Source organism: Pseudomonas tremae, assembly GCF_001401155.1.
Lineage (GTDB): Bacteria > Pseudomonadota > Gammaproteobacteria > Pseudomonadales > Pseudomonadaceae > Aquipseudomonas > Aquipseudomonas tremae.
Map to the genome: position 1 here is coordinate 1 of NZ_LJRO01000068.1, position 2022 is coordinate 2022.

The following is a 2022-nucleotide window of genomic DNA, read 5'->3' on the forward strand; positions in this document are numbered from 1 at the left end:
ACCCCAGCGCGGCCAGGCTCAGGTAAAGCGACTTCCTGTTTTGGGTATCGCCTGTGCGTTTGGTCCGCACGTCAAAGGCCCCACGGGCCTGGGTGCTGGCGGGCTCCGAGGCCGGTGCTGCTGGCTCGGAAGCCGATGCGGGCGGCCCGATGCTATCTGGCTGGGCGGTGGTCCCTTGAGTGTTCTCAGGAGCCTGGTCATTGTCATTGTTCTGCATGCTTGAGCTCCCGAATCTCGCCGGTGGTGGTCCCGTTGAAGTTGTAACCCGTGTTCACCTGGGCAGTAGGCCGGGCCTCTACAAGCAGACCGTTCAGGCGAAACCGAAACAATCGGCTGACCCCATGCACCACGACCACGTTCTGTTCGTTGTGCATGTCGGCCACCGTTTCGGTGCCGTCTGGTAGAACCTGGTACAGCGTCGGACGCGGGCCATTGCCGGTGAAGCGAAAGCAGGTGAGCATGCCGTTGTCCCAGCCCTCATACGGCCCTATGGACTTGCTCTCCGCACTGGAGCGCTTTTGATAGGGGCCGTTTTGCACCGGGCCGTCACAGGGGTTTCCAGGATCACGGCGTACATCGCCGGTCTTTTTCGGCGGCTCGGGGTAGGTGAAGCGCAGCGCATAGGTCATGTCCGCAGGCCGAGTCACCAGTTTCAGCTCCAACAGGTAGGTGTGCCGGTTGGTGTTGATCACCAGGTTGGTATTGGGCTCCTGATCAGTGATGGGCTTGATGGCCACCAGGTTACCGGCCTTGTTCGGGCCAATGGACCAGGCCTTCGGATCGCCTGACACCATCAGGCCCGACGCCTCGTTGATGGTCTCGTTGGCCGGAAGCTGAACCAGCGAGGTACGACCCACCGAGGCCTGGATGCGGTACACGTTGTCCGGGCTGTAAACAGCGGTCTGCACGCGACGGTCCAGCGTCGAGCCGGTGCCCATGCTCTCTGCAAAGACCGGCAGGCCAGACGCAAGGAGGAACAGTGCCGTGAGGCTTGAAGCCGTTCTATTTCCCATTGGATACCCCCACTTCCTGGGTCATCGTATAGGCCTTGACCCCGAAGCCACGGGGGTTAAGCCATTGGTCACCGGCTTTTTTGGCAGGGTTCTTGTAGTCGTAGGTCACCGTGGCCACCCAAGTCACCGGGGCCAGCTGAGGGTCCGGCGTGCCGTTGCGGTCCAGCACGGTTTTGGTGAGTCGCACCTGGGCGGTGCCTTCCCGATCTTTACGCTCAAGGAAGTTGATGTTGTTGATATCAGTGCGTATTTGCCGGTTGGTTCCTAACACCTCCACATAGCCCTTGGAGGACAGCTGGAAATTGCGGTATTCGGTAAATGTTTCACCGTAGGACATCAGCTCCACCATGCCGAACTCTGCGTCGTGGCTTGAGAAGTTGTAGCTCTCGCGAAACCGTACATAAGTCGAGAGCCAGAACTCGTCATCGATCTGCTCCGGTGGCTTGCCTTTGTCGTCGGCCCACACCACGTCCGTGTAGCCGGAGTTGTTGTCCACCCGTACCAGGCCAAGTTGCACGGTCTTGAGCGGGGTCAGGCCCATCACGGCGGCGATCGACATAAAGGTCAGCACAGCGAAAAAGCCCGCCAGGCGACGGGCGTTTTTAGTCTTGGCCTTCTCGTCGGCGGCGATGTTCTTCTCGAAATACCGCGCTGCGTGGATGAATGCCTGTTCAGCCAGGCTGATGTCTTGTGCGGTGGCCGCGTCGATGCTGGTACGGGCGGCCAGTTGCCGCTCCTGATCGATCACGTCCTGTTTTGATTTTCTAAGCTTTTTCATAAGTCACCTAAACCTGGACAAACACGTGCTGCGCGGATCAGTTCGCGGAGCATTTGGAGTCGTTGGGCGGGACCTCGGCGGGCTTTGCCGGGGACGCGCTTGCCGGGCGCTTTTGACTGGTGGTCTTGAGCGGCTGGGCCTGGGGCGCGGGGCTTGCCGCTGGCCGTACCTGGCCAGGCACGGGGCGCGGAGCCGGTATCACGGCGGCTGGTACAGGTGCAGGCTTGTGGG

2 protein-coding genes and 1 pseudogene are annotated in these 2022 nt (G+C 60.8%); all 3 read right to left on the bottom strand.

Features of this window, described 5'->3' with window-relative positions:
* Positions 1-217: pseudogene (locus tag ALO43_RS04335) on the bottom strand (TrbI/VirB10 family protein); the annotation flags it as partial.
* Positions 204-1013, bottom strand: coding sequence for a TrbG/VirB9 family P-type conjugative transfer protein (locus ALO43_RS04340; protein ID WP_054997167.1), 810 nt, complete (start codon positions 1011-1013; stop codon positions 204-206). The pseudogene ALO43_RS04335 and the gene ALO43_RS04340, both read right to left, overlap by 14 nt.
* Positions 1003-1791 carry a VirB8 family type IV secretion system protein gene (locus ALO43_RS04345; RefSeq protein WP_054997168.1) on the bottom strand — a complete coding sequence of 263 codons (789 nt, stop codon included), beginning with the start codon at positions 1789-1791 and terminating at the stop codon, positions 1003-1005. The genes ALO43_RS04340 and ALO43_RS04345 overlap by 11 nt, the downstream gene beginning before the upstream one ends.
* Between the last annotated feature and the right edge of the window lie 231 nt (positions 1792-2022).